Origin of the sequence: Pseudomonas sp. TWP3-2, from assembly GCF_049897765.1 — a bacterium.
Taxonomy (GTDB): Bacteria; Pseudomonadota; Gammaproteobacteria; order Pseudomonadales; family Pseudomonadaceae; genus Aquipseudomonas.
Genome location: NZ_JAFCWW010000003.1, coordinates 374,420 through 396,993, shown reverse-complemented (window position 1 = coordinate 396,993; position 22,574 = coordinate 374,420). Strand labels below are relative to the sequence as shown.

General features: G+C 59.6%; 25 protein-coding genes. 12 read left to right on the top strand and 13 right to left on the bottom strand.

From position 1 onward, the window contains the following. Positions 1-16 precede the first annotated feature (16 nt). On the top strand, positions 17-1,228 hold the full coding sequence (locus ACP7EE_RS07330) for a pyridoxal phosphate-dependent aminotransferase (RefSeq protein ID WP_420646664.1): 1,212 nt from the start codon (positions 17-19) through the stop codon (positions 1,226-1,228). 304 nt (positions 1,229-1,532) lie between these two features. After that, entirely contained in the window at positions 1,533-2,420 is an 888-nt protein-coding gene (gene htpX, locus ACP7EE_RS07325; protein ID WP_420646663.1) for a protease HtpX, read from the top strand. 55 nt (positions 2,421-2,475) lie between these two features. Here htpX and ACP7EE_RS07320 read toward each other — a convergent pair whose 3' ends face one another. Further along, positions 2,476-3,132, bottom strand: a complete 657-nt coding sequence (locus ACP7EE_RS07320) for a thiopurine S-methyltransferase (RefSeq protein ID WP_426234053.1) — start codon at positions 3,130-3,132, stop codon at positions 2,476-2,478. Between the two features lie 102 nt (positions 3,133-3,234). Here ACP7EE_RS07320 and ACP7EE_RS07315 point away from each other — a divergent pair, with 102 nt between their 5' ends. Then, positions 3,235-4,002, top strand: a complete 768-nt coding sequence (locus ACP7EE_RS07315; RefSeq protein WP_426234052.1) for a DODA-type extradiol aromatic ring-opening family dioxygenase — start codon at positions 3,235-3,237, stop codon at positions 4,000-4,002. 76 nt (positions 4,003-4,078) lie between these two features. On the opposite strand, the gene ACP7EE_RS07310 is transcribed toward ACP7EE_RS07315, so the two are convergent. Next, positions 4,079-5,752, bottom strand: coding sequence for a DEAD/DEAH box helicase (locus ACP7EE_RS07310; protein ID WP_420646660.1), 1,674 nt, complete (start codon positions 5,750-5,752; stop codon positions 4,079-4,081). Positions 5,753-6,173: 421 nt separating this feature from the next. Between ACP7EE_RS07310 and ACP7EE_RS07305 the strand changes: the two genes are divergently transcribed. Continuing rightward, the gene (locus ACP7EE_RS07305) at positions 6,174-6,965 is read left to right on the top strand and encodes a crotonase/enoyl-CoA hydratase family protein (protein WP_426234051.1); all 792 of its coding nucleotides are present in this window, start codon (positions 6,174-6,176) and stop codon (positions 6,963-6,965) included. Positions 6,966-7,074: 109 nt separating this feature from the next. Here ACP7EE_RS07305 and ACP7EE_RS07300 read toward each other — a convergent pair whose 3' ends face one another. After that, positions 7,075-7,830: a spermidine synthase gene (locus ACP7EE_RS07300; protein WP_420646658.1), complete on the bottom strand. Its 756-nt coding sequence runs from the start codon at positions 7,828-7,830 to the stop codon at positions 7,075-7,077. A gap of 152 nt (positions 7,831-7,982) precedes the next feature. Here ACP7EE_RS07300 and ACP7EE_RS07295 point away from each other — a divergent pair, with 152 nt between their 5' ends. Continuing rightward, positions 7,983-9,329, top strand: a complete 1,347-nt coding sequence (locus ACP7EE_RS07295) for a class II 3-deoxy-7-phosphoheptulonate synthase (protein WP_007964815.1) — start codon at positions 7,983-7,985, stop codon at positions 9,327-9,329. A 130-nt stretch (positions 9,330-9,459) separates the two neighbouring features. On the opposite strand, the gene ACP7EE_RS07290 is transcribed toward ACP7EE_RS07295, so the two are convergent. Both ACP7EE_RS07290 and ACP7EE_RS07285 read right to left on the bottom strand, forming a co-directional pair. Continuing rightward, positions 9,460-10,686, bottom strand: coding sequence for a winged helix-turn-helix domain-containing protein (locus ACP7EE_RS07290; protein ID WP_426234050.1), 1,227 nt, complete (start codon positions 10,684-10,686; stop codon positions 9,460-9,462). A 64-nt stretch (positions 10,687-10,750) separates the two neighbouring features. Continuing rightward, the gene (locus ACP7EE_RS07285) at positions 10,751-10,966 is read right to left on the bottom strand and encodes a DUF1127 domain-containing protein (protein WP_420646656.1); all 216 of its coding nucleotides are present in this window, start codon (positions 10,964-10,966) and stop codon (positions 10,751-10,753) included. Positions 10,967-11,063: 97 nt separating this feature from the next. Here ACP7EE_RS07285 and ACP7EE_RS07280 point away from each other — a divergent pair, with 97 nt between their 5' ends. Further along, on the top strand, positions 11,064-11,918 hold the full coding sequence (locus tag ACP7EE_RS07280; RefSeq protein WP_025113145.1) for a LysR substrate-binding domain-containing protein: 855 nt from the start codon (positions 11,064-11,066) through the stop codon (positions 11,916-11,918). Here ACP7EE_RS07280 and ACP7EE_RS07275 read toward each other — a convergent pair. Continuing rightward, a complete protein-coding gene (locus ACP7EE_RS07275; protein ID WP_426234049.1) occupies positions 11,908-12,657 on the bottom strand; it encodes a sulfite exporter TauE/SafE family protein in 750 nt (249 codons plus the stop codon). The two genes, ACP7EE_RS07280 and ACP7EE_RS07275, sit on opposite strands and share 11 nt — an antisense overlap. 111 nt (positions 12,658-12,768) lie before the next feature. On the opposite strand from ACP7EE_RS07275, the gene ACP7EE_RS07270 reads away from it, so the two are divergent. From ACP7EE_RS07270 to ACP7EE_RS07260, 3 genes are all read left to right on the top strand, one after another. Beyond that, positions 12,769-13,731: a LysR family transcriptional regulator gene (locus ACP7EE_RS07270; protein WP_426203205.1), complete on the top strand. Its 963-nt coding sequence runs from the start codon at positions 12,769-12,771 to the stop codon at positions 13,729-13,731. A 63-nt stretch (positions 13,732-13,794) separates the two neighbouring features. Next, complete coding sequence (locus tag ACP7EE_RS07265) at positions 13,795-14,259, top strand: MarR family winged helix-turn-helix transcriptional regulator (RefSeq protein ID WP_426234048.1); 465 nt, start codon at positions 13,795-13,797, stop codon at positions 14,257-14,259. Between the two features lie 578 nt (positions 14,260-14,837). Beyond that, on the top strand, positions 14,838-15,257 hold the full coding sequence (locus ACP7EE_RS07260) for an organic hydroperoxide resistance protein (RefSeq protein WP_420646652.1): 420 nt from the start codon (positions 14,838-14,840) through the stop codon (positions 15,255-15,257). A 68-nt stretch (positions 15,258-15,325) separates the two neighbouring features. On the opposite strand, the gene ACP7EE_RS07255 is transcribed toward ACP7EE_RS07260, so the two are convergent. Beyond that, positions 15,326-15,895 (bottom strand): elongation factor P, encoded by a 570-nt coding sequence (locus ACP7EE_RS07255; RefSeq protein WP_223483792.1) that lies wholly within the window; start codon positions 15,893-15,895, stop codon positions 15,326-15,328. A gap of 48 nt (positions 15,896-15,943) precedes the next feature. Beyond that, positions 15,944-17,086, bottom strand: coding sequence for an elongation factor P maturation arginine rhamnosyltransferase EarP (earP, locus tag ACP7EE_RS07250; RefSeq protein ID WP_426234047.1), 1,143 nt, complete (start codon positions 17,084-17,086; stop codon positions 15,944-15,946). A 124-nt stretch (positions 17,087-17,210) separates the two neighbouring features. On the opposite strand from earP, the gene ACP7EE_RS07245 reads away from it, so the two are divergent. Both ACP7EE_RS07245 and ACP7EE_RS07240 read left to right on the top strand, forming a co-directional pair. Then, positions 17,211-17,624 carry a hypothetical protein gene (locus ACP7EE_RS07245; RefSeq protein WP_426203197.1) on the top strand — a complete coding sequence of 138 codons (414 nt, stop codon included), beginning with the start codon at positions 17,211-17,213 and terminating at the stop codon, positions 17,622-17,624. Between the two features lie 2 nt (positions 17,625-17,626). Next, positions 17,627-18,109: a GreA/GreB family elongation factor gene (locus ACP7EE_RS07240; protein ID WP_426234046.1), complete on the top strand. Its 483-nt coding sequence runs from the start codon at positions 17,627-17,629 to the stop codon at positions 18,107-18,109. Between the two features lie 8 nt (positions 18,110-18,117). Here the strand turns inward: ACP7EE_RS07240 and cysB are convergent, their stop codons facing one another. From cysB to ACP7EE_RS07215, 5 genes are all read right to left on the bottom strand, one after another. After that, a complete protein-coding gene (gene cysB, locus ACP7EE_RS07235) occupies positions 18,118-19,092 on the bottom strand; it encodes an HTH-type transcriptional regulator CysB (protein WP_093224933.1) in 975 nt (324 codons plus the stop codon). 113 nt (positions 19,093-19,205) lie between these two features. Beyond that, on the bottom strand, positions 19,206-19,709 hold the full coding sequence (locus ACP7EE_RS07230; protein WP_426234045.1) for a universal stress protein: 504 nt from the start codon (positions 19,707-19,709) through the stop codon (positions 19,206-19,208). A 99-nt stretch (positions 19,710-19,808) separates the two neighbouring features. Next, on the bottom strand, positions 19,809-20,714 hold the full coding sequence (locus ACP7EE_RS07225) for a 5'-nucleotidase (protein WP_420646647.1): 906 nt from the start codon (positions 20,712-20,714) through the stop codon (positions 19,809-19,811). Between the two features lie 23 nt (positions 20,715-20,737). After that, the gene (locus ACP7EE_RS07220) at positions 20,738-21,694 is read right to left on the bottom strand and encodes a putative 2-dehydropantoate 2-reductase (RefSeq protein ID WP_426234044.1); all 957 of its coding nucleotides are present in this window, start codon (positions 21,692-21,694) and stop codon (positions 20,738-20,740) included. Further along, positions 21,691-22,077 (bottom strand): thioredoxin family protein, encoded by a 387-nt coding sequence (locus ACP7EE_RS07215; RefSeq protein WP_426234043.1) that lies wholly within the window; start codon positions 22,075-22,077, stop codon positions 21,691-21,693. The genes ACP7EE_RS07220 and ACP7EE_RS07215 overlap by 4 nt, the downstream gene beginning before the upstream one ends. Between ACP7EE_RS07215 and ACP7EE_RS07210 the strand changes: the two genes are divergently transcribed. Beyond that, complete coding sequence (locus ACP7EE_RS07210) at positions 22,076-22,519, top strand: PilZ domain-containing protein (protein ID WP_426203184.1); 444 nt, start codon at positions 22,076-22,078, stop codon at positions 22,517-22,519. The two genes, ACP7EE_RS07215 and ACP7EE_RS07210, sit on opposite strands and share 2 nt — an antisense overlap. The last annotated feature ends 55 nt before the right edge of the window (positions 22,520-22,574 follow it).

The window sequence follows — 22,574 nt, the reverse complement described above, 5'->3', positions numbered from 1 at the left end:
TCGGGATCACATCGCCATGCAGTTCAGCAAATCGAACAAGCTCGCCAACGTCTGCTACGACATTCGCGGCCCGGTGCTCAAGCACGCCAAACGTCTGGAAGAGGAAGGCCATCGTATCCTCAAGCTGAACATCGGCAACCCGGCGCCTTTTGGTTTCGAAGCGCCGGACGAAATTCTTCAGGATGTGATCCGCAACCTGCCGACCGCTCAAGGCTACAGCGACTCCAAAGGCCTGTTCAGCGCGCGCAAGGCGGTGATGCAGTACTACCAACAGAAGCAGGTTGAAGGTGTCGGCATCGAAGACATCTACCTCGGCAACGGTGTGTCCGAGCTGATCGTGATGTCGTTGCAGGCACTGCTCAACAACGGTGACGAAGTGCTGGTGCCGGCGCCGGACTACCCGCTGTGGACCGCTGCGGTGAGCCTGGCTGGCGGCAACGCGGTGCATTACCTGTGCGACGAGGGTGCCGCCTGGTTCCCGGATCTGGCCGACATGAAAGCCAAGATCACCCCGAACACCAAGGCCATGGTCATCATCAACCCGAACAACCCGACCGGCGCCGTGTATTCCAAAGAAGTATTGCTGGGCATGCTCGAGCTGGCGCGTCAGCACAATCTGGTGGTGTTCTCCGACGAGATCTACGACAAGATTCTCTACGACGACGCCGTGCACATCTGCACCGCTTCACTGGCCCCGGATCTGCTGTGCCTGACCTTCAACGGTCTGTCGAAGTCGTATCGCGTGGCGGGCTTCCGCTCCGGCTGGATCGCGATTTCCGGTCCCAAGCACAACGCCCAGAGCTACATCGAAGGCATCGACATGCTGGCCAACATGCGCCTGTGCGCCAACGTGCCCAGCCAACACGCAATCCAGACTGCCCTCGGCGGCTATCAGAGCATCAACGATCTGGTGTTGCCGCAAGGTCGTCTGCTGGAGCAGCGCAACCGCACATGGGAATTGCTCAACGACATTCCCGGCGTCAGCTGCGTCAAGCCGATGGGCGCGCTGTACGCGTTCCCGCGCATCGATCCGAAGGTCTGCCCGATCTTCAACGACGAGAAATTTGTCCTCGACCTGCTGCTGTCCGAGAAGCTGCTGGTGGTGCAAGGCACGGCGTTCAACTGGCCGTGGCCGGATCACTTCCGCGTCGTGACCCTGCCACGCGTTGATGACCTCGACATGGCCATCGGACGCATCGGCAACTTCCTCAAGTCCTACCGCCAGTAACTGGCCATCAGTGCGCAACGGCCCCGGACGTTGCGCACTGTCTGATTCAGCAACACTTCTGCGCCACCCATCTTCAGATGCCTTCTACACTTGCGCTGCGTCTGCACTGCATGCGTGTGACGTAATGCCGACGGGGAATGCCTGTGCGTCGTCCATGTCGCTATTGCTCGTGGGAAATGCCTGCGGAGCACGGAATTCGCTGTAGGACACAGTTTGAAATAGTCACCCGGTTGAATAGCCCGGTGCCGCACCTTATATACCCCGCAGTACGCTACATCTTTAGCTCGAGGAGATTTCTACAACCATGATGCGCATCCTGCTGTTTTTGGCCACTAACCTGGCGGTCGTGCTGATAGCCAGCATCACCCTGAGCCTGTTCGGCTTCAACGGGTTCATGGCGGCCAACGGGGTTGATCTCAACCTCAGTCAGCTGCTGGTTTTCTGTGCGGTCTTTGGTTTCGCCGGTTCACTGATTTCGCTGTTCATCTCCAAGTGGATGGCGAAGATGAGCACCAGCACCCAGATCATTACTCAGCCGCGCACGCGGCATGAGCAATGGCTGCTGCAAACCGTCGAGCAACTGTCCCGCGAAGCCGGGATCAAGATGCCCGAAGTGGGTATTTTCCCGGCCTACGAAGCAAACGCCTTCGCCACTGGCTGGAACAAGAACGACGCACTGGTCGCGGTCAGCCAGGGTCTGCTGGAGCGTTTCTCGCCAGATGAGGTGAAAGCGGTTCTGGCCCACGAAATCGGTCACGTGGCCAACGGTGACATGGTCACCCTGGCGCTGATCCAGGGCGTGGTGAACACCTTTGTGATGTTCTTCGCACGGATCATCGGCAACTTCGTCGACAAGGTGATCTTCAAGAACGAAGGCGGCCAGGGCATTGCCTACTACGTGGCGACCATTTTCGCCGAACTGGTATTGGGTATCCTGGCCAGCTCGATCGTGATGTGGTTCTCGCGCAAACGCGAGTTCCGCGCGGACGAAGCCGGTGCCCGCCTGGCTGGCACCAGCGCGATGATCGGTGCGTTGCAACGCCTGCGTGCGGAACAGGGCCTGCCGGTGCATATGCCTGACACCCTGAACGCCTTCGGCATCAACGGTGGCATCAAACAGGGCTTCGCCCGCATGTTCATGAGCCACCCGCCGCTGGAAGAGCGTATTGACGCCCTGCGTCGTCGCGGCTAAGTGAACAGGCAATAACAAGAAGGCCCGCAGCGATGCGGGCCTTTTTGTTGGTCGCTTACTTGCTGCCGATCCGATACACCCGCTCCGCCAGTCGCGTCGCCCCGGCCTGAAGGAATTTTTCGCTTTCGGCGAGTACGTCCTGCTCTTCCACAACTTCAACCGGCCATGCACCGGCAAACAAGCGCCGCACCTCGGCATCATCCACCGAAAACGGCGGCCCCGGGATTTGCGTTTGATCGTAATCCAGCGTAACCAGCAGTCCTCGGCATGCCGCTGGCAGAATCGCGCGCAGATGCGCCACATAGCGCTCACGCATCGGTGCCGGCAGGGCAATGATCGCGGCTCGGTCGTACAACGCCGAGCAACCGGCAACGTCGTCAGCCGTCAGCGCAAAGAAATCCCCGCAGCGCAGTTCGATGGCACCGGCGCGATAAACCTTGAACGCACCCTCCTCGCTGATTTCCGGCTCTAACTGTTGCTCGCGAAAGAAATCCTCGACGGCTTTTTGCGTCAGCTCAACGCCGAGAACCTGATGCCCGCGCCCGGCCAGCCACAGCAAATCCAGACTTTTCCCACACAAAGGCACCAACACGCGCGCCTGCGGCGGGATATTCAGCTCTGGCCAGTGCCGCGCCAGATACGGGTTCACTTCAGGCTGGTGAAAGCCGATCTGATTCGCTTCCCACTTCTTGTGCCAAAACTCCGGTTGCATGCATACCCCCAAAAATTCGATCAAAAGGCGTTAAAACTTATATTAGATTGCGATCAATGATCTGACTGAAGATGGGTCATCTTAACGCTCAGGAACCCTTCCATGTTTCCCAGCCTGTTTATCTCTCACGGTTCACCGATGCTCGCGCTGGAACCCGGGGCCAGCGGCCCGGCTCTGGCGCGACTGGCGGCCGAATTGCCCAGACCGCAAGCCATCGTTATCGTTTCCGCTCACTGGGAAAGCCACGAGCTGCTGGTCAGCAGCCATGCGCAGCCGGAAACCTGGCATGACTTCGGCGGTTTCCCCCGCGCCCTGTTTGAAGTGCAATATCCGGCGCCGGGTAATCCGCGACTGGCCGCGCAAGTCGCCGAGCTGCTGACCGCCAACAACCTGCCGGCACGCCTCGACCCGCAACGGCCGTTCGACCATGGCGTGTGGGTGCCGCTGTCGCTGATGTACCCGCAAGCGGACATCCCGGTGGTGCAGGTTTCGCTGCCGACTCGTGGTGGCCCGGCGCTACAGACGCGCGTCGGCCAGGCACTCGGCAGCTTGCGCGCTCAGGGCTATCTGCTGATCGGTTCCGGTAGCATCACCCACAATCTGCGTGAACTGGACTGGCACGCCGGTCCGGAAAGCGTCGAGCCATGGGCGCGGGACTTCCGTGACTGGATGATCGAGAAACTCGCAGCCAATGATGAAGCGGCGCTGCACGACTATCGTCAGCAGGCGCCGAATGCCGTGCGCAGCCATCCGAGCGACGAACATCTGCTGCCGCTGTACTTCGCCCGAGGCGCAGGGGGTGAGTTCAGCGTCGCGCACCAAGGCTTCACCATGGGGGCGCTGGGTATGGATATCTATCGCTTCGGCTAAGCCTGAATCGCAGGCAAAAAAAATCCCCGAACCAGTCGGGGATTTTTTATGTTCGATCAATCAGCCCAAGGGCGGATCAATCTTCGCGGTAGCGACGCAGTTTCAACTGCTTACCGGCAACGCGAGTGTCCTTCAGCTTGGCCAGGAGTTTCTCCAGACCATCTTCCGGCAGCTCGACGAGGCTGAAGCTGTCACGCACCTGGATGCGACCGATCGCTTCACGGGCCAGACCGCCTTCGTTGAGAATGGCGCCCAGCAGGTTTTTCGCAGCGATACCGTCACGCGCACCCAGCGCGGTACGGCAACGAGCACGGCCTTCGCCCAAAGGCATTGGCGCACGACGCTCACGCTCGCCACGATCAGGACGATCACCGGTACGCTCAGGACGGTCGCCACGCGGTGCGTTGTTCGGCACCAGTGGACGTTCCTTCTCGATCGCAGCCAGAGTCAGCGCCTGGCCATTGGTGGCCTTGCGCAGCAGAGCAGCGGCCAGTGCACGCGGGGTGCAACCGATGTCAGCGGTCAGGCGATCGAGCAGATCACCGTGAGTCGCTTCAGCATCAGCAACCAGCGGCGACAGGCTGTTGGTCAGTTTCTTGATGCGCGCATCGAGAACGGCCTGAGCGTCCGGCAGACGGACTTCAGCAACTTTCTGGCCGGTTACACGCTCGATCACTTGCAGCATGCGGCGCTCACGCGGAGTCACCAGCAACAGTGCACGACCTTCGCGACCAGCACGGCCGGTACGGCCGATACGGTGCACGTAGGACTCTGGATCGTACGGCATGTCAACGTTGAACACGTGAGTGATACGTGGAACGTCGAGACCACGAGCAGCTACGTCGGTCGCAACAACGATGTCCAGACGGCCATCTTTCAGCGAGTCGATTACGCGCTCACGCTGGTTCTGGGCGATGTCACCGTTCAGCGCAGCGGCTTTGTAGCCTTTGGCGTCAAGGGCGCTTGCCAGATCCAGGGTCGCTTGCTTGGTGCGTACGAACATGATCAGTGCGTCGAAATCTTCCACTTCCAGCAAGCTGAGAACGGCCGAAGTCTTCTGGTCAGCGTGAACCAACAGGTGAGCCTGTTCGATCGCGGTAACGGTCTGGGTCTTGGTCTGGATCTTCACGTGTTGCGGATCGCGCAGATGGCGTTCGGCAATGGCGCGGATCGACTGCGGCAGGGTCGCCGAGAACAAAACGGTCTGACGGGTAGCTGGCAGAGCCTTGAAGATAACTTCCAGGTCGTCCATGAAACCGAGTTTGAGCATTTCGTCCGCTTCGTCGAGAACCAGGTGGTTCACGGTCGACAGGACTTTTTCGTCACGACGCAGGTGGTCGCACAGACGGCCCGGAGTGGCGACAACGATCTGTGCGCCATTACGGATTGCTTTCAGTTGTGGGCCCATAGGCGCGCCGCCGTAAACGGCCACAACGGTAACGCCCGGCATTTGCTTGGCGTAGGTTTCGAAAGCGGTTGCTACTTGCAGCGCCAACTCACGGGTTGGCGCCAGGATCAGGGCTTGCGGTTCGCGCTTTGCAGGATCGATGCAATGGAGAATTGGCAGTGCGAACGCGGCGGTTTTACCCGTACCGGTTTGCGCCTGACCGATCATGTCCTGGCCGGCCATGATGATCGGGATCGATTGCTGCTGAATAGCCGAAGGCTCTTCGTAGCCAGTCGCGATGACGGCTGCAAGAATGTTCGGATTAAGATTAAAAGCGGCGAATCCGCCGGTTTCCTGGGTCATGGGTCTGCCTCTAAGTGCATCCGCAAAGACCCATGCTCCAAAGCTGCGCATGCCGTGTAAGACTCAAGAGTCGCCCTGGCAGCTTTGTCGGCGGGGATTTGCGAAAACGAATGAAAGAAAAAAAGAAACGTCCTGGAAGAGCCCGCAGTGCGGACATGCAGCCGAAGCTGACTTCGGTAATTGCGCTACCTTGACGCGGCCCGGCTAAAGGCCGGCGCGCACTATACCGGAAATTACCGAAAAAGGGAGCTTTTTTTATCGCCTGAATCCGTCTGTCACCGCTGTGTCACGGGCTTTTGCGGATAATCGCGCAAAGGACTATTTTTCACAGGCCCGGCCCTGCTGGCGATGGCGCTTAAACGATTCACCGACGTGCGGCATGTGGTCGCTGCACTTTCCCTTCCCGCTCGAGGAAACTCCCATGAATCAGCCCTGCCCCGGCCGCGTCAGCCGTGAACGTCGTGGTCACGTCCATCTGATCGGGCTGGATCGAGCGGCCAAACGCAATGCCTTCGACCTCGACCTGCTGAACGAACTCAGCCTGGCTTATGGCGAGTTCGAGGCCGACAGCGAGGCGCGTGTAGCGGTGGTGTTCGCGCATGGCGAGCACTTCACCGCCGGGCTGGATCTGCTAAACGCCAGCGCCGCCCTCGCCGACGGCTGGCAAGTGCCGACCGGCGGTTGCGATCCGTGGGGCGTGTTCGTCGGGCCACGGGTGAGCAAACCGGTGATCGTCGCGGCGCAGGGTTATTGCCTGACCATCGGTATCGAGTTGATGTTGGCCGCTGACATTAACCTGTGCGCGAGCAATACGCGCTTTGCGCAGATGGAAGTGCAGCGTGGGATTTTTCCGTTTGGCGGTGCGACATTGCGCTTTCACCAAGTTGCGGGTTGGGGCAATGCGATGCGCTGGTTGCTCACCGGTGATGAGTTCGATGCACATGATGCTTTAAGACTGGGGCTTGTGCAGGAGGTGATGGCCAGCGAAGACTTGCTGCCGCGCGCGATTGAACTGGCCGAACGGATTGCCCGACAGGCGCCGTTGGGGGTGCAGGCGACGCTGGAGTCTGCGCGTCAGGCGCGCTATGAAGGCGAGACGGCAGCCGCGCAAGGTTTGCCGCCGCTGGTGAAGAAGTTGCTCGCCAGTGAAGATGCCAAAGAAGGTGTGCGCTCGATGGTGGAGCGCCGGCCCGGGGTTTTCAAAGGCATTTAAACACTCCCTGTAGGAGCTGCCGAAGGCTGCGATCTTTTGATCTTGTTTTTAAGGTCAAAGTCAAAAGATCGCAGCCTTCGGCAGCTCCTACAGGGGGGTATCGCCATGTTCAGGTGGCGGGGCGAATTGCCTTGATCAGTGACTGCAACGAGTAACCCAACTTCGGCGCCAGCGCTTCAGCTCGGGCGCTAAGCGCATCCATATCCAGTTCCTGATCAAGGTCCGCCGGCACAATTAGAATCACGTTGCCCTCCTTCACCGGCAATTCCCAATAATGCCGGTGATAGAGCCCGCGCAGCAACGCCGCGCCTAGCGGTTTGCCGTCATCGGTCGCCCATTGGTTGATCACCAGCCAGCCACCCGGATTCAGACGTTTCTGACAATCGCCGAGGAAATTCCACGCCAGATGCGCAGCGCCGGGGCCGACGTCGGTATACAGGTCGACGAAGATCAGATCCGCAGGCTCGGCAGTCGGCAGCAGATCCAGCGCATCGCCAACGCGTATATAAAGCCGCGGGTCATCATCCAGCCCAAGGTATTCGATCGCCAGACGCGGCACGTCGGGGCGCAACTCGATGGCTTCGACGTCTTCCAGCGGCAGAAACTTCAGGCATGCCTGAGTCAGCGTTCCCGCCCCCAGCCCCAGAAACAGCGCGCTCTCCGGATGTTCGTGGCACAACGCGCCGATCAACATCGCACGGGTGTAGTCGTACTCCAGCCAGCTCGGATCGGCGGTGAACACGCAGCTTTGTTCGATGGCGTCGCCAAATTCCAGAAAACGGTAGTCGGCGACTTCCAGCACGCGAATCACGCCGAACTCATCCTGTACTTCGGCGAGCAACAGCTCGACGCGCTCCTCAGTCATTTCGTCTCCTGATGGTCACCGGGCGCGGTGACGCGATGGCGCGGCTATGGCGCCGTGGCAAAGCGGCGATTGTCGGCGATGCGGCGCGAGCAGGTCACGCACTAATTGCTGCTAACATGGCCGTCCGTGCGTAGAACCTTTTAGAGAACATGATGAGCCAACCCTGGAGCCCTGACAGCTGGCGCGCCTTGCCGATCCAGCAACAACCCCAATACCCCGACGCCGCGCACCTGCGCCAGGTCGAGCAGACGCTGGCCAGCTATCCGCCGCTGGTGTTTGCCGGTGAAGCCCGGGAGTTGCGCCGTCAGTTTGCCGAAGTGACCCAAGGCCGCGCGTTCCTGTTGCAGGGCGGCGATTGCGCCGAGAGCTTCGCCGAGTTCTCCGCCGCAAAGATTCGCGACACGTTCAAAGTGCTGTTGCAAATGGCCATCGTCATGACCTTCGCCGCTGGTTGCCCGGTGGTCAAAGTCGGGCGCATGGCCGGTCAGTTCGCCAAGCCGCGTTCGGCCAACGACGAGACCATCGACGGCGTGACCTTGCCGGCCTACCGTGGCGACATCGTCAACGGCATCGGCTTCGATGAAAAGAGCCGCGTGCCGGATCCGGAACGCCTGTTGCAGTCGTATCACCAGTCCACCGCCACTCTGAACCTGCTGCGCGCGTTCGCTCAGGGCGGGTTCGCTGATCTGCATCAGGTGCACAAGTGGAACCTCGACTTCATCGCCAACTCGGCGCTGGCCGAGAAATACAGCCACCTCGCCGACCGCATCGATGAAACCCTGGCATTCATGCGCGCCTGCGGCATGGACAGCTCGCCGCAATTGCGCGAAACCAGCTTCTTCACCGCCCACGAAGCGCTGCTGCTGAATTACGAAGAAGCCTTCGTGCGCCGCGACAGCCTGACCAACGATTACTACGATTGCTCGGCGCACATGCTGTGGATCGGCGACCGTACTCGTCAGCTCGACGGTGCTCACGTCGAGTTTTTGCGTGGGGTGAACAACCCGATCGGCGTCAAAGTCGGCCCGAGCATGAACCCGGACGACTTGATCCGCCTGATCGACGTGCTGAACCCGGACAACGATCCGGGGCGCTTGAACCTGATTGCGCGGATGGGTGCAAACAAGGTCGGCGATCATCTGCCAGCGTTGATCCGCGCCGTGCAGCGCGAAGGCAAGCAAGTGCTGTGGAGTTCCGATCCGATGCACGGCAACACGATCAAGGCCAGCAGCGGTTACAAGACCCGCGACTTCGCGCAGATCCTTGGCGAGGTCAAGCAGTTCTTCCAGGTGCACGAAGCGGAAGGCACTTACGCCGGCGGCATTCATATCGAGATGACCGGGCAGAACGTGACCGAATGCATTGGCGGTGCGCGGCCAATTACTGAAGACGGCTTGTCGGATCGCTATCACACCCACTGTGATCCGCGGATGAATGCTGATCAGTCTCTGGAATTGGCGTTTTTGATTGCTGAAACCTTGAAACAGGTTCGACGCTGAGTTCCGAAATCTTCACTGATTGAACTGGCCTCATCGCGGGCAAGCCCGCTCCCACAGGATTGGTGTCGTACATTTATTTTGTGAACGACACGGACACTGTGGGAGCTGGCTTGCCAGCGATGAGGCCCGATCAGTCGCAGCCGATGTGAATCATAGCCACCCGGAGCCGACTGGCACTCTCGCGCTGACAATTGAGCTGCACCCGCTCCAGCCCCAGCCAATCGGCCATCCGCCGCAGATTCAGCGCCAACGCATGCATTCCCTCGTCATCAAGCCCTTGATCTTCCTCATGCACCGCATGCACCGCCAACCGCCCCAACGCCCGCTCCGCCCGCAAATCTACTCGCGCGGCGATCCGCTCGTTGTGCAGAAACGGCAACACGTAATAGCCGAAAACCCGTTTGTCCTGCGGCGTGTAGATCTCCAGCCGATAGCGGAAATCAAACAAGCGCTCAGTGCGGCTACGCTCCCAAATTAGCGAATCGAACGGTGACAACAGCGCACTGGCCTCGACCTTGCGCGGGATTTTCGACTCGGGCAGGCAATAGGCGATTTGCCGCCAACCGGCGACTTCACAAGTCAGCAATTGCCCATCCTCGACCAGCTCAGCCAGACGCGGGCGAGCATCGCTGGGGTTCAAGCGGAAGTAATCACGCAGATCTTTCTCGGTGCCGACGCCCAACGCCGTTGCCGCGTGCAGCAACAAACCGCGTTGCGCCTCGGCCTCATCCGGCAACGGCTGTTGCAGGATTGACGCTGGCAGCACGCGCTCCGGCAAGTCATACAAACGCTCAAAACCACGGCGCCCGGCGACGGTGACTTCGCCCGCCGCGAACAGCCATTCCAGCGCATGCTTCTCGGCGCTCCAGTCCCACCAAGGCCCGGCCTTGTCCTGACGGGTCGAGACACTGCCCGCCCCTAACGCGCCCCGCTCCTCGACCAATCCCAGCACGCGGCGAATGGTTTCCTGCTGCTCACGACCAAACCGCGCCAATTGCTGATAAATGTCCGCACCTTGTTTGGCGCGCTGCATGCGCCAATGCATCAACGGGTACATCGACAGCGGCAGCAACGACGCTTCGTGGCCCCAGTATTCGAACAAAGTACGACGCCGGCCCGAACTCCAGGCAGCCTGGTCGAGCAATTCAGAAGAGTAGGAACCAAGGCGGGAAAACAGCGGCAAGTAGTGCGAGCGCACCACCGCGTTGACGGAATCGATTTGCAGCAGACCGAGCCGTTCGATCAGCCGGTTGAGATGCGGCGCTTTGACGACCGGCGGCTGGCGCCCGTTGAACCCTTGGGCGGCCAGTGCCAGACGTCGAGCCTGTTTGATGGAAAAGGACAATGTCGCGGGCATGAGCATCTCCGTGTCTGCTCGCAACCTACCTCACCGGAAAGGGGTTTGTGTAGCGCTGCCCTCATCATTTATGCATCGGATCGTCCCAGAACGGCCGCACTGACTCATGCTCGACATCGGCACGGCTAACGCCGATATCCTTCAGCGCTTCGTCGCTGAGGCTGGCGAGCAACTCGCGTTCGCGGTGCAGTTCGTACCAGCGGTTGAATTTATGCAACAGATCGGAAATGAGATGGACCGAAACGCGCTCATCACTTACATACGCTTTTTGACCTTTCATCGTGTCGCCCTCCTTTAGGGATGGCTTCAGTCTCGCGCCAGGACTACGATCAATCCAACGAATGTTTCTGATGGCAAGCATCACGGAGATTCATCAATTGTCCGCCTACCCCAGTATCGATACCGATGTTCTGCGCACCTTTGTCGCGATTGCCGATCAGGGCGGGTTCACCCGCGCCGGCGAAATGGTCAACCGCACGCAGTCGGCAGTGAGCATGCAGATGAAGCGTCTGGAAGAAGACGTGTTGCAGCGCCAATTGTTCGAGCGCGACGGGCGCCAGGTGCGGCTGACTGCCGAAGGCCAGGTTTTGTTGGGTTACGCACGGCGCATCCTCAAGCTGCACAGTGAGGTGTTCAACACCTTGCGCGAGCCGCACATGGTCGGCACGGTGCGCATCGGTACGCCGGACGACTATGTGATGCGCTTCCTGCCGGGGATTCTGTCGCGCTTCGCCCAGTTCTATCCGCTGATCCAGATTGAAGTGCATTGCGAATCGAGCAAACAGTTGCTGCAACGTACCGATCTGGATTTGTCGATCGTGACCCGCGAACCGGGCAACGAGATTGGTCAGTTACTGCGCAAGGAGCGTTTCGTCTGGGCCGAGGCGCAGAATTTCAGTGCCCACGAACAGACGCCGTTGCCGCTGGCGATGTTCAACAGTGACTGTTTCTGCCGCTTGTGGGCGTGCAATGCGCTGGACGCAATGGGCCGCGATTACCGCATCGCCTACAACAGCACCAGCCTGTCGGCGCTGATGGCAGTGGTCAGCGCGGGTCTGGCGATCACCGCGCAACTGGAAAGCCTGATCACCCCGGACATGCGCATTCTCGGCGCTGCCGAAGATCTGCCGCTGCTGCCCGAGGCGAGCATCATGTTGATCCGCAACTTGAACAACCCGTCGCCGATCACCGAGTGCCTGGCCGAGCACATCGTCGAAGGCTTCAAACTTTAAAGGCGAGCATCACCGCGCACAGCACCAGAAAACCGCAGAACAGCCCACGCAGGAGTTTTTCCGGCATCGCGTGGGCGATCTTCACGCCCCAACTGATGCTCAGTAAACCGCCAACCGCCAACGGCAGGCCGATCATCCAGTCCACCTCGTGATGCACCGCGTAGGTCACCAGCGTGACGCCGGTGCTCGGCAATGCCAGCGCCAGTGACAGGCCTTGCGCGACCACTTGCGTGGTGCCGAACAGGCTGGTCAAAACCGGCGTCGCCACCACCGCCCCGCCCACTCCGAACAAACCGCCCATGGTGCCGGACGCCGCGCCCAGCACGCCAAGCCACGGCCATGAGTAGCGCATTTCGGAAGTGCTCGACGGCCGCGCGCCGAACATGCGGATCAGGTTGTACGCCGACAGCACCACCAGAAACGCGACGAAGCCAATGCGCATGGTTTGTGCGTCGATGCCCACCGCCCAGATCGAACCGAGCCAGGCAAAACAGAAACCCATCAACGCCAATGGCAACGCGTGGCGCAGTTCGATGCGATTGCGCTGGTGATAACGCCACAGCGCCAGCATCACATTGGGCACCACCATCACCAGCGCCGTACCTTGCGCGAGTTGTTGATCGAGGCCGAACCACACGCCGAGCAATGGAATCGCGATCAGGCCACCGCCGATACCGAAGATGCCACCCAGGGTGCCGAGGGCGGCGCCAAACAACAGGTACAACAAGAACTCGATCACAGCACCATCCTCATATGTCAGGCGAGTCATCCTACGCAGTCGACGCTGGCACGGAAACGCACAGCAACGCACAATGGCTGTGCCAACTTCGCACAAGCAGCGGTTATAGCCATGAATCCCAATCAACTGACCGACCAGCTCGGCTTGTTTCTCGATGTTCTTGAGAGCGGCAGCTTTTCCGCCGCATCGCGCCGCCATCCGCTGACACCTTCGGCGGTCGCACGGCGTATCGACAGTCTCGAAGCGGCAGTCGGCAGTCAGTTGTTTATCCGCAGCACTCATGCGGTGCGCGCCACACCGGCCGGTCTGGCATTTGCTGAACGGGCGCGGCGGATTGTTGCCGAGCTGCAACTGGCTCGAGCGGAAGCCGTGTCGCTGAGCAGTGCACCGGAAGGCTTGATTCGGGTCGATGCTCCCGCCGCGTTCGGCCGCCGGCATCTGGCGCCGGTGATTGCCGATTTTCTGGTGCTGTACCCGGGGCTCGATGTGCAGTTGCATCTGATCGACAGTTTCGTCGACATGGGCGGCTCGAACCTGGGCAAGGTCGATCTGGTGCTGCGTGCCGGACAACTGGCTGACACGCGACTGGTCGCCACGCCGCTGGCGAGCATGGTGCGCATCGCCTGCGCCAGCCCCGAATACCTGCATCGGCGTGGCGTACCGAGCGATCCGGCGCAACTCGGCGAGCATGACGGCCTCGACTGGGAAGGCCTCGCCCCGCCCTTCGCCTGGCGCTTCGAACGCGACGGACAGATGCAATTGCAGCGTCCAGCGCGGATCCGCATGAGCGCCAATAATGCCGAAGCGCTGGTCTGTGGCGCGCTCGCGGGGCTGGGCATCGCGCACTTGCCGACGTGGCTGGCCAGCGAATACCTGTTGCGTGGCGAATTGCTGCCGTTGTTTTGCGAGAACGGCCTGCCGAAGCCGGAATCCACCGGTATTTATGCACTGCGTCTTGAGCAACAAGCCAGTTCGCGCAGCCGTTTGTTGCTGGAATATCTGAAAACCCGCTTCAGCCCGGTACCGCCATGGGACCTGGCGCTGCAACGGGATCTGCAGCGGCACGCCGGCTAGAATTATCTGGCGCGTTAAAGATTCGGACGCTAGATTCATCCCATTACTGATCAAGGCTTTGACATGACCACCGACCGTACCACCACCGACCATTGCGCAGAACTGTTACTGGACAACCAGGCGTGCTTCGCGCTGCATTCGACTTCGCTGATGATGACCAAGGTCTACAAGCCGCTGTTGCAAGCGCTGGGCCTGACCTATCCGCAGTATCTGGCAATGATGGTGCTGTGGGAGAAGGATGGTTTGACTGTCGGAGAAATCAGCACCCGTCTGCTGACCGATCCGGGATCGCTGACGCCGTTGCTTAAACGTCTGGAGGTTGAAGGTCTGCTCAGTCGCACTCGCAGCCGTGAGGATGAGCGGGTGGTGATTGTCGAGTTGACCGCCAAGGGCCGGGCGCTACAAGAGCAGGCGCGGAGTGTTCCTCCGTGCATCCTTGGGGCGAGCGGTTTCAGCCTGGAACGGTTGCAGAATCTACAGAGCGAATTGCAGGCGTTGCGCGGTCATCTGCAGGAAAGCCTGATCTAAGGCCTGCACCTGACTCCTGTGGGAGCTGGCTTGCCAGCGATGGCGTCGGATCAGGCGATGGTTTTTTTGGCTGAGTACATATCCTTTGCTGCGGTAACGGCTTCCTAGGGGTCCGCCCTTACGGCGGGTCACCTTTTCCAGACGCCGAAAAGGTAACCCAAAAGGCTTTTCCCTGACGTTCGGCCCTCGCTGTGGCTCGGGTTCCTTCGCTCCGGGATCGATCCGGGGGCATCGCCTCCGGTTTGCTTCGCTGCACCTCCTCTCGATGTGTTTGGCTGCGCCAAACGTCGCTTCGCTCCCTCCCCCGGATCAATCCCTCCACTCAGCCTGCCGATGGGCGTTTGAGATCAAGAGCTTTACTCGAGCTAACGCTCATTGTGTTGAGTGGTGAAAAGCGAAGTGCGGTTCTCGGGTGTATCCCAGCCCTGTGGTAGCTGGCTTCCACATGATTTCCCACGAGACAGAAAAATCTGAATATTTATATTGCGCACTAAACATTAGCGCGATACATTCGCCTCGCACTTAGTTAACGCGCAAACAATTAGCGCACATAACCCACATCGTTCGAGGCTCAGACCATGCAAACTCTCTACACCGCAATCGCAACCTCCACCGGCGGCCGTGACGGTCGTGCGATTTCCAGCGACAACGTGCTCGACGTCAAACTCGCCACTCCGAAAGAGCTCGGTGGTGCCGGCGGTGCAGCGACCAACCCTGAGCAACTGTTCGCTGCGGGCTATTCGGCCTGCTTTATCGGCGCGCTGAAATTCGTTGCCAGCCAGACCAAGCGCACTATCCCGAACGACGCCGCGATCACTGCGCATGTCGGCATCGGCCAGATCCCTGGCGGTTTCGGTCTGGACATCGACCTGCACATCAGCCTGCCGGGTCTGGAACAAGCCGACGCGCAAAGTCTGGTCGACGCCGCCCACCAGGTTTGCCCGTACTCCAACGCCACTCGCGGCAATGTCGAAGTACGCCTGCACGTCACCGTCTGACGGCAAATCGCAGGCACAAAAAAGCCCGACTCAATGGTCGGGCTTTTTCTTTCCGTAAAAAACGGTGCTTATTTAGCACGGCCTTTGTAGGAACCGCCTTCGCGGGTGTCGATCTCGATCTTGTCACCGATTTCGATGAAGTCAGCAACTTGCAGCTCGGTACCGTTGCTCAGCTTGGCTGGCTTCATTACTTTGCCGGAAGTGTCGCCGCGAGCCGAACCTTCGGTGTAATCAACTACACGTACGATGGTGGTCGGCAGTTCTACCGAAACCAGACGCTCTTCGAAGAAGATCGCTTCGCAAACATCGGTCATGCCTTCTTCAACGAAAGGCAGAACGGCTTCGATGTCTTCAGCGTTCAGCTCGTACATGGTGTAGTCAGTGGTGTCCATGAACGTGTAGGAGTCGCCGCTGATGAAGGACAGGGTCGCTTCTTTGCGGTCGAGGATCACGTCGTCCAGTTTGTCGTCGGCGCTGTAAACGATCTCGGTCTTGTAACCGGTCAGCAGGTTTTTCAGCTTGGTCTTCATGATCGCGCTGTTACGGCCCGACTTGGTGAACTCAGCTTTCTGCACCAGCCAAGGATCGTTTTCGAGACGGATCACCATCCCGGGTTTCAGTTCTTTACCAGTTTTCATTACGAATATCCGAATTTGGATGGGATTTACAAAAATCTAGGCCGCGTATCATATCCAATTTAGGTAAAAGCTTACCAGCGCTGCGGCAAGATCAGCCTGCAAGGCCTGTTCCAGACACCATTGTTCGGCATGCTTTTGCAGCTCGGGCCAATGTTCGCGGGCCGCGAGCCAGTGCGCGCCGATCGGTTGGCCGGCACTCCATGCGCGCCACAGACCGTTTATCGCCTCGGCCGCCGCCGGGGAAAGGCTTTTTGTATAGATATTCAGGAAGGCGTCGAGCTTGTCCAGATGGATGTCTTCGTCTTGCTGATAGATGTGCCAGAGCATCGGTCGTGCGGCCCATTGCGCGCGCACGAACGAATCTTCGCCGCGCACCGCGTTGAAATCGCAGCACCAGAGCAATTGATCGTATTGATCCTGACGCACGAATGGCAGCACCTGCACGGTAAGAGACTGACGCACGTGCAATGCACCCGCCGCCAGCGAGTCCACGCCGAGCCAGCGCGCTACATCGCCGAGAATCCGCCCTTCCGGCACCAGCAAATGCGTTGGCATGGCATCGGCGGCCAGCACATCCAGCCAACTGGCCAGCCCGGCATTTTCGTAGGCAAACAGCGAAATCAGCTGTGATCCGGGGGCAGGGTCGATCCCCAGCTCTTGCAGGAATTGTCGCTGCGCTTCCGGATCTTGCTGAAATGCCTGACGCCGTTCCAGCAATCCGTGCTCACGCAACAACCCGCCAGTGTCTGGATGAAAGCCAGGAAAGAAGAAGATCTTCTGCACCGACTTGTACTTCACCGACGGCAGGCCATGGCAACCGACTACCCAGTCTTCGGCGCTGAGGTAATCGAGATTGAGCCACAACGGTGGCTTGTCCCGCGCGGCCATGGCGTCCATGTAGGCGCCGGGCAATTGGCAGGCGAACGCGGCGATCACTACGTCGGCAGAATCTGCTTGCGGCCACTCGCTTGGCCAGTGGCGAACCTCCACGCCTTGTTGGGTTTGCTGTTGAAGACTGGCGTCGATCTGCGGGCAGATCTTCTCGAACGCGCGCAAGTCATCGACCCATAACCGCACGTTCACTACATGCTCGGCCACCAGTTGCCGGGCCAGTCGCCAGGTCACGCCGATGTCACCGAAGTTGTCGACCACGGTGCAAAAGATGTCCCAGCGGGTGTTCACTTGCGGCATTCCTGACTCCCGTTGGCAAAAGCGCTGATTGTCCGCATAAATCTGTCGGTGCAGAAGAGCCGACGGCGATTAATCTTTCTGCGACAATCGCCACTTGCCCGCATTCATCCGCCAGGAGGCAGTCATGCCCTACCGTCCCAACCCGCGTCGCCCCTTGCCTGTTCAGCTTAGCGCGCTGCAATTGACCGGCAGCATTGCCTTGGGACTGTGGCTGGGTTTCCTGGCGATCGCACTGACCTGCTGGCTGGCCTCGATGCTGTTCAGCAAGCAACTCGCGCCAGTCGCCGAAGCCGTGCAGCAGTTGAGCAAACCACCCGTGGTAATTCAGCCGGAACCCGCGCCGCAACCGGAGCCGCAAAACCGCATGTTCGAGCAGTACGAAGAAAACCTGCGCAAGAATGAACAGGCGCAGCGTCTGGATGCAGCACGCGCCAGCAGCCGTAATCAGGCGAATCCGAAATGTCAGTTCTGGTTGCAACAGGACAAGAATGCCCCGAGCGAAAAAAGTCGCGCCAACGTCCTGCAATTCTGCGATTGATCATGAACAAGCAAACCGTGCACCAATTGATTCTCGACAAACTGCGGCTTGACCTCGACATCGCCGAGCGCGCCGCACAGACCGCTTACGAAACCGCGACCCACGAAGAGAACATCGCCGAAAACAAGTACGACACTTTAGGTCTGGAAGCATCGTATCTGGCAGCCGGTCAGGCCAAGCGCGTCGAGGAAATTCGCCAGTCACTGGCGCTGTGCCAGAACATGGTTCTACGCGCCTATGACGATCAGCGGGGAATCGAAATCGGTGCCCTGCTCGGTCTGGAAGACGAAAAGGGTCGCGAACAATGGCTGTTTCTGGCGCCGGATGCGGCGGGCCTGAAGATCGACATGGTCGGTCAGCCGATTACCGTCATCACCCCGCGCTCACCGCTGGGCAAAAGCCTGCTGGGCAAGTTCGAGGGTGATGAGGTGGAGATTCTGGTGGCGGGCGCTCGGCAACAGTTTGCTGTCACCGAGGTGCTGTAGAAAGTTGCTTAGTGAACTGGCAGTTCGACGCCGTCGAACAGCTCTTCCAGTTCCTGCTTGTTGTGGCAGGCAATGGCTTTGGCCATGACTTCACGAGTCAGGTGCGGCGCGAATTTCTCTATGAAGTCGCACATGAAGCCACGCAGAAAGGTCCCGCGACGGAAACCGATCTTGGTCACACTGGATTCGAACAGTTCGCTGGCATCGAGCACCACCAGGTCATTATCGAGTTTGGTATCGACGGCCATTTTCGCCACGATGCCAACACCCAGACCCAGACGCACGTAGGTTTTGATCACGTCGGCGTCGGCCGCAGTGAACACGACTTTCGGCGTCAGGCCGCGATGGCTGAACGCTTCGTCGAGTTTCGAACGGCCGGTGAAGCCGAACACGTAAGTTACGATCGGGTATTCGGCCAATGCTTCGAGCGTCAGCTTCGGCAGTTTGGTCAGCGGGTGGCCCTGCGGCACGACCACGCAGCGGTTCCAGCGGTAGCACGGCATCATCACCAGATCGCCGAACAGCTCCAGCGCTTCAGTGGCGATGGCGAAATCGACGGTGCCGTCAGCGGCCATTTCGGCGATCTGCATCGGCGAACCCTGGTGCATGTGCAGCGCCACGTCCGGGTATTGCTTGATGAAATTGCTGATCACCGGCGGCAATGCATAACGTGCCTGGGTGTGGGTGGTAGCGATCGACAGGGTGCCCTTCTTCTCGTTGGAGAATTCCTGGGCTATCTGCTTGATGCTTTCGACTTTGCGCAGAATCTCACCTGCGGTGGTGATGATGCGCTCGCCGGCCGGCGTGACGCGGGTCAGGTGCTTGCCGCTGCGGGCAAATACTTCGACGCCGAGTTCGTCTTCGAGAAGGCGGATTTGCTTACTGATGCCCGGTTGAGAGGTATAGAGGCTTTGGGCTGTAGCGGAAACGTTGAGGTCGTGGTGCGCCACTTCCCAGATGTAGCGCAGTTGTTGAAGCTTCATATGAATCCCTCAAAGCAGGTAGACGCCACGGGCATCAGCGACGGTATATAACTATATTAATGGTTTGAAGAATAAATCTAGAACTTTTTTATCAAAGCGCCATTATTGCTGCTTCAGCGATCCTCCCGGCGCCGACGCTCCACCAGCGGAACCATGTAAACCGGCACCGGGGCCATTTGCAGCACCCGCGCTGCCGTACGCCCCAGTGGTGTCTGCGCACCGACTCCATGGCTATGACTGCCTACGATCAGCAAATCGACAGAGAGTTTCTGCGCCTGATCAAGAATCACCTGCGCCGGATCGCCTTGCAGCACGCGTACCGCGCGAATCCGCAGCAGGTCTTGCTCGCCCTCGCCCCCCAGCTCTTCACGAAAGCTGTCGAGCACCCGCTGCTCGATATTGGCGATCACAGTTTTCAGACCCTGGCTGTGAAATTCGTTCAACGCCTGCTCGTCGAGATAGCTCTGCAACACCGACTCGGCGAACAAGCCCATCGGCTCGACCGCGTGCACCACATACAAGTCGGCATTGAACGTTCGCGCCATCGCCAAGGCATGCTGCATCACTAACGGTGCGTACAGACCGAGGTCAGTGGCATACAGCATCGAACGAATCATATGACCTCCTCGCAAGCCAAGATTGGCGGAGATTTGATTCAGCTTAGCAGTGCCTTGGCGAGTACGACGTGTGACGCAACGTCTTGAACAATGTGGGCTTTAGGTCGCGGGTTCGTTGCTGATGCCGTGAGGCACGTGGCCGGTGGCGACCACTTCGCGCGCAAGCTCACAGTGACCGGCCTGATCGTCGAAAAACACGTCAGCGGCGAACGCTTCGAGAAATGCCGATTTGGTTAGTCCGCCAAGAAACAGTGACTCATCCAGACGAATATCCCATTCGCGCAAAGTGCGAATTACCCGCTCATGCGCAGGTGCCGAACGTGCGGTAACCAGCGCTGTGCGGATCGGGCAGTCCTCATCCGGAAACTCGCGCTGCAACAGATTGAGCGCCGCCAGAAAGCCTTTGAACGGGCCTCCGCGTAATGGCTCGCGTGCCGATTCGCGTTCTTTGGCCTGAAACGCTTCGAGTCCGCCGGACTGATAGACCCGCTCCGACTCATCGGAAAACAGCACCGCATCGCCGTCGAAAGCGATGCGCAATTCGTCACTCGCCGCACGACTGGCGCCACCGGACAAGATCGTCGCCGCGGCGAAACCAGCGTCAAGCGCGGCGCGCACATCTTCGGCGTGCGTGGAGAGAAACAGATCGCAGCCGAACGCCTTCAGATACGGATAAGGACTGCGCCCGCCAACGAACGCCGCGCGGGAAATCGCCAGGCCGTAATGAGTGATCGAGTTGAATACGCGCAACCCGGTATCGGCGCTGTTGCGCGATACCAGAATCACCTCGACCCGCGCGCGACCGAGACGGCTGTTGAGGTTCAGCAGTTTTTCCACCAGCGGGAACGCATCACCCGGCGCGAGAATTTCGTCCTCGTGCTCGATCTGATATTGCCGGTAGGCCTCGACGCCGCTCGCCAGATAAATCTTGTGGCTCTCACTCAGGTCGAACAGCGCTCGCGAGGAAATCGCCAGCACCAGTTTGTCATCGATATTCTTGGCCATGCATTTCCCCCAAAGCGACCGGCTTAAACGTTGCGCCGGTCGATAAAACTCAAACTGCGATACAGCGCTTCAATCCCCGGCAACTCACAACCGGCCGCCTTCGCCGCTGCCAGTGGCCGAGCGTAAATGGCTGCCAGTTCCAGCGGTCGTTTGTGCAGTAAATCGTGGTGCATGCTCGGCCAATAGTCGGGCAATTTCTCGGTCATGCCGAATAGAAAATCAGCGTAACCCGCCGGGATTTCGTGACCACAAGCCTTGGCGCCCTGCACCACTTCGGCCATCAGATCCTTGATAAGCACGCGGCTGTCGGCATCGGCCATCAGTGGCGTGGTGCTGGCGCCGAGCAGCACCGAAAGTCCGTTGTAAGGGATGTTCCACACCAGTTTCTGCCAGCGCGCCTGATGCAGATTGGCCATGGCCTGCGAGTCGATGCCAGCACTGCGGAACAGTCCGGCGCCCTCCTCGACGATTGCCATGCGTGCTGCGTCATCCAGCTCCGGGCCGCTGTGGTAGCCGACATTCACCGAGCCCAAAGCTTGATGAGTGATCAAACCCGGACCTTCGCGGTGTACGCAAATCAGGCACAAGCCGCCGAGCAGATGCAGGGAGTCGGGCAACAACTCACGCAGACTGTCTTCAACATCCAGACCGTTTTGCAGCAACAGCACTTTCGCGTCGGGCTTGGCCGCATGAATGATTGCAGGCGCCAGATCAGCATTGCTATGGGTCTTGGCGCCCACCAGCAGCCAGTCGCAGGCTGGCATATCGTCGGCCTTGGAATAGGCCTGCGCAGGATTCAACGTGAGCAAACCGTGCACCGCGCTATCCACCTGCAAGCCGCGCTCGGCCACGGCGGCAAATTCGCTGCGTAACAGAAAGTGCACATCGAAACCGGCGCGCGCCAGCATCACGCCGTAGAAACCACCGATTGCCCCGGTGCCGATTATCCCGACCACCGGTTTATTGACTGCCCCCATCATGGCAACTCCTCTGCAGTTCGACTCAGCGCCTGGGCCACGGCTGTGTTCAGCTCGTCAGCGCTCAGGCGCGTGTGCAATGCCCCAAAGAACTCGCCGTCGCGCACCACAAACAGCGCCGGCAAATGAAACACCTGATAACGCTCGACCAGCCCACCGTTGTCACCGGCATCGATCCAGCACAGGCGATCGACGGCCAGTTCGAGCCCCGGCAAAACTTCGCGGGCAAAGCGGCAACTGGCGCAGCCAACACTGGTGAAAATCACCAGCGAAACGCCATCCATCGCCAGCAGCCGTTGGTCGGCGTCGAAATCGGTCAGGTGCAATTCGACCACTATACCGGGGGAAACAATGTCAAATGGCCGACACAGGGAGTCTGTGCTCATGGGACGTTTCATTCCTCATCCGGAAGATGTGCCAGTCGAACTGACTTTGCTCACACCTGAGTGTATTTCGCGACAACGGCTGCACACTATCAGCCTCGGCGGCATCGCTTGCAATTACCACCGCGCCTGGCGCCATGGCACGGCGCTGCAAGTGCGCATGCCGACGCTGAATGCCGACTTCGCCTATCCGGGCTATGTCGCCTGGTGCCTGCGCCGTAAAAAGGGCTATCTGCTGGGGATTGCCTTCACTGATGAACAGACGCTGTTCAGCGCGCGAATGGGTGAGCAGGTGTGTCAGATCGAGCGTTTTTGCCGCATCAACGAAGCCCACGAAGACTTGCAGGATATTCAGGCGCGGGCGCTGCAATGGGTCGAGCAGCACGCCGATGAGTTCTCCCACGACAACGTGCGCAAGGCTTTTGCCGAGCAAACGCCGGATTAACTGGCTGCAAAGCGCGGTTTGCCCATTGTCGAGCGGGCGTCTAACGCGCTAAGGT

What these genes read in the sequence shown, in the direction of transcription:
- ACP7EE_RS07330 (WP_420646664.1), top strand. Translation starts at nt 17, where the DNA reads ATGCAGTTCAGCAAATCGAACAAGCTCGCCAACGTCTGCTACGACATT.
- htpX (WP_420646663.1), top strand. Translation starts at nt 1,533, where the DNA reads ATGATGCGCATCCTGCTGTTTTTGGCCACTAACCTGGCGGTCGTGCTG.
- ACP7EE_RS07320 (WP_426234053.1), bottom strand. Translation starts at nt 3,132, where the DNA reads ATGCAACCGGAGTTTTGGCACAAGAAGTGGGAAGCGAATCAGATCGGC.
- ACP7EE_RS07315 (WP_426234052.1), top strand. Translation starts at nt 3,235, where the DNA reads ATGTTTCCCAGCCTGTTTATCTCTCACGGTTCACCGATGCTCGCGCTG.
- ACP7EE_RS07310 (WP_420646660.1), bottom strand. Translation starts at nt 5,752, where the DNA reads ATGACCCAGGAAACCGGCGGATTCGCCGCTTTTAATCTTAATCCGAAC.
- ACP7EE_RS07305 (WP_426234051.1), top strand. Translation starts at nt 6,174, where the DNA reads ATGAATCAGCCCTGCCCCGGCCGCGTCAGCCGTGAACGTCGTGGTCAC.
- ACP7EE_RS07300 (WP_420646658.1), bottom strand. Translation starts at nt 7,830, where the DNA reads ATGACTGAGGAGCGCGTCGAGCTGTTGCTCGCCGAAGTACAGGATGAG.
- ACP7EE_RS07295 (WP_007964815.1), top strand. Translation starts at nt 7,983, where the DNA reads ATGAGCCAACCCTGGAGCCCTGACAGCTGGCGCGCCTTGCCGATCCAG.
- ACP7EE_RS07290 (WP_426234050.1), bottom strand. Translation starts at nt 10,686, where the DNA reads ATGCCCGCGACATTGTCCTTTTCCATCAAACAGGCTCGACGTCTGGCA.
- ACP7EE_RS07285 (WP_420646656.1), bottom strand. Translation starts at nt 10,966, where the DNA reads ATGAAAGGTCAAAAAGCGTATGTAAGTGATGAGCGCGTTTCGGTCCAT.
- ACP7EE_RS07270 (WP_426203205.1), top strand. Translation starts at nt 12,769, where the DNA reads ATGAATCCCAATCAACTGACCGACCAGCTCGGCTTGTTTCTCGATGTT.
- ACP7EE_RS07265 (WP_426234048.1), top strand. Translation starts at nt 13,795, where the DNA reads ATGACCACCGACCGTACCACCACCGACCATTGCGCAGAACTGTTACTG.
- ACP7EE_RS07260 (WP_420646652.1), top strand. Translation starts at nt 14,838, where the DNA reads ATGCAAACTCTCTACACCGCAATCGCAACCTCCACCGGCGGCCGTGAC.
- ACP7EE_RS07255 (WP_223483792.1), bottom strand. Translation starts at nt 15,895, where the DNA reads ATGAAAACTGGTAAAGAACTGAAACCCGGGATGGTGATCCGTCTCGAA.
- earP (WP_426234047.1), bottom strand. Translation starts at nt 17,086, where the DNA reads ATGCCGCAAGTGAACACCCGCTGGGACATCTTTTGCACCGTGGTCGAC.
- ACP7EE_RS07245 (WP_426203197.1), top strand. Translation starts at nt 17,211, where the DNA reads ATGCCCTACCGTCCCAACCCGCGTCGCCCCTTGCCTGTTCAGCTTAGC.
- ACP7EE_RS07240 (WP_426234046.1), top strand. Translation starts at nt 17,627, where the DNA reads ATGAACAAGCAAACCGTGCACCAATTGATTCTCGACAAACTGCGGCTT.
- cysB (WP_093224933.1), bottom strand. Translation starts at nt 19,092, where the DNA reads ATGAAGCTTCAACAACTGCGCTACATCTGGGAAGTGGCGCACCACGAC.
- ACP7EE_RS07230 (WP_426234045.1), bottom strand. Translation starts at nt 19,709, where the DNA reads ATGATTCGTTCGATGCTGTATGCCACTGACCTCGGTCTGTACGCACCG.
- ACP7EE_RS07225 (WP_420646647.1), bottom strand. Translation starts at nt 20,714, where the DNA reads ATGGCCAAGAATATCGATGACAAACTGGTGCTGGCGATTTCCTCGCGA.
- ACP7EE_RS07220 (WP_426234044.1), bottom strand. Translation starts at nt 21,694, where the DNA reads ATGATGGGGGCAGTCAATAAACCGGTGGTCGGGATAATCGGCACCGGG.
- ACP7EE_RS07210 (WP_426203184.1), top strand. Translation starts at nt 22,076, where the DNA reads ATGGGACGTTTCATTCCTCATCCGGAAGATGTGCCAGTCGAACTGACT.
- ACP7EE_RS07215 (WP_426234043.1), bottom strand. Translation starts at nt 22,077, where the DNA reads ATGAGCACAGACTCCCTGTGTCGGCCATTTGACATTGTTTCCCCCGGT.